Raw genomic sequence first — 2,606 nt, 5'->3', positions numbered from 1 at the left:
GGGCGCACGGTGGATGCCTTGGCACTAGGAGCCGATGAAGGACGGGACGAACACCGATATGCTTCGGGGAGCTGTAAGCAAGCTTTGATCCGGAGATTTCCGAATGGGGAAACCCACCACTCGTAATGGAGTGGTATCCATATCTGAATACATAGGATATGAGAAGGCAGACCCGGGGAACTGAAACATCTAAGTACCCGGAGGAAGAGAAAGCAAATGCGATTCCCTGAGTAGCGGCGAGCGAAACGGGACCAGCCCAAACCAAGAGGCTTGCCTCTTGGGGTTGTAGGACACTCTATATGGAGTTACAAAGGAATGAGTTAAATGAAGAGGTCTGGAAAGGCCCGCCATAGGAGGTAACAGCCCTGTAGTCAAAACTTCGTTCTCTCCTGAGTGGATCCTGAGTACGGCGGAACACGTGAAATTCCGTCGGAATCCGGGAGGACCATCTCCCAAGGCTAAATACTCCCTAGTGACCGATAGTGAACCAGTACCGTGAGGGAAAGGTGAAAAGCACCCCGGAAGGGGAGTGAAAGAGATCCTGAAACCGTGTGCCTACAAGTAGTCAGAGCCCGTTAACGGGTGATGGCGTGCCTTTTGTAGAATGAACCGGCGAGTTACGATCCCGTGCAAGGTTAAGTTTGAAAAGACGGAGCCGCAGCGAAAGCGAGTCTGAATAGGGCGCATGAGTACGTGGTCGTAGACCCGAAACCAGGTGATCTACCCATGTCCAGGGTGAAGTTCAGGTAACACTGAATGGAGGCCCGAACCCACGCACGTTGAAAAGTGCGGGGATGAGGTGTGGGTAGGGGTGAAATGCCAATCGAACCTGGAGATAGCTGGTTCTCTCCGAAATAGCTTTAGGGCTAGCCTCAAGGTAAGAGTCTTGGAGGTAGAGCACTGATTGGACTAGGGGCCCCTACCGGGTTACCGAATTCAGTCAAACTCCGAATGCCAATGACTTATCCTTGGGAGTCAGACTGCGAGTGATAAGATCCGTAGTCGAAAGGGAAACAGCCCAGACCACCAGCTAAGGTCCCAAAGTATACGTTAAGTGGAAAAGGATGTGGAGTTGCTTAGACAACCAGGATGTTGGCTTAGAAGCAGCCACCATTTAAAGAGTGCGTAATAGCTCACTGGTCGAGTGACTCTGCGCCGAAAATGTACCGGGGCTAAACGTATCACCGAAGCTGCGGACTGTTCTTCGAACAGTGGTAGGAGAGCGTTCTAAGGGCTGTGAAGCAAGACCGGAAGGACTTGTGGAGCGCTTAGAAGTGAGAATGCCGGTATGAGTAGCGAAAGAGGGGTGAGAATCCCCTCCACCGAATGCCTAAGGTTTCCTGAGGAAGGCTCGTCCGCTCAGGGTTAGTCGGGACCTAAGCCGAGGCCGATAGGCGTAGGCGATGGACAACAGGTTGATATTCCTGTACCACCTATTTACCATTTGAGCAATGGGGGGACGCAGGAGGATAGGGTAAGCGCGGTATTGGATATCCGCGTCCAAGCAGTTAGGCTGGGAAATAGGCAAATCCGTTTCCCGTGAAGGCTGAGCTGTGATGGCGAGCGAAATATAGTAGCGAAGTTCCTGATTCCACACTGCCAAGAAAAGCCTCTAGCGAGGTGAGAGGTGCCCGTACCGCAAACCGACACAGGTAGGCGAGGAGAGAATCCTAAGGTGATCGAGAGAACTCTCGTTAAGGAACTCGGCAAAATGACCCCGTAACTTCGGGAGAAGGGGTGCTCTGTTAGGGTGCAAGCCCGAGAGAGCCGCAGTGAATAGGCCCAGGCGACTGTTTAGCAAAAACACAGGTCTCTGCGAAGCCGTAAGGCGAAGTATAGGGGCTGACGCCTGCCCGGTGCTGGAAGGTTAAGAGGAGCGCTTAGCGTAAGCGAAGGTGCGAATTGAAGCCCCAGTAAACGGCGGCCGTAACTATAACGGTCCTAAGGTAGCGAAATTCCTTGTCGGGTAAGTTCCGACCCGCACGAAAGGCGCAACGATCTGGGCACTGTCTCAACGAGAGACTCGGTGAAATTATAGTACCTGTGAAGATGCAGGTTACCCGCGACAGGACGGAAAGACCCCGTGGAGCTTTACTGCAGCCTGATATTGAATGTTGGTACAGCTTGTACAGGATAGGTAGGAGCCTTGGAAACCGGAGCGCCAGCTTCGGTGGAGGCATCGGTGGGATACTACCCTGGCTGTATTGACCTTCTAACCCGCCGCCCTTATCGGGCGGGGAGACAGTGTCAGGTGGGCAGTTTGACTGGGGCGGTCGCCTCCTAAAAGGTAACGGAGGCGCCCAAAGGTTCCCTCAGAATGGTTGGAAATCATTCGCAGAGTGTAAAGGCACAAGGGAGCTTGACTGCGAGACCTACAAGTCGAGCAGGGACGAAAGTCGGGCTTAGTGATCCGGTGGTTCCGCATGGAAGGGCCATCGCTCAACGGATAAAAGCTACCCCGGGGATAACAGGCTTATCTCGCCCAAGAGTTCATATCGACGGCGGTGTTTGGCACCTCGATGTCGGCTCATCACATCCTGGGGCTGTAGTCGGTCCCAAGGGTATGGCTGTTCGCCATTTAAAGAGGTACGTGAGCTGGGTTTAAA

The 2,606-nt window shown here is 53.4% G+C and carries 1 rRNA gene; it reads left to right on the top strand.

Annotation, left to right across the window (positions count from 1 at the left end):
• A 23S ribosomal RNA gene (locus ACFV0T_RS42105) occupies positions 1-2,606 on the top strand; the annotation flags it as partial.

This window comes from Streptomyces sp. NPDC059582 (genome assembly GCF_042735715.1).
Lineage (GTDB): Bacteria > Actinomycetota > Actinomycetes > Streptomycetales > Streptomycetaceae > Streptomyces.
Note: the sequence above shows the minus strand (reverse complement) of the source record. Positions and strands in the feature narration are given on the sequence as shown.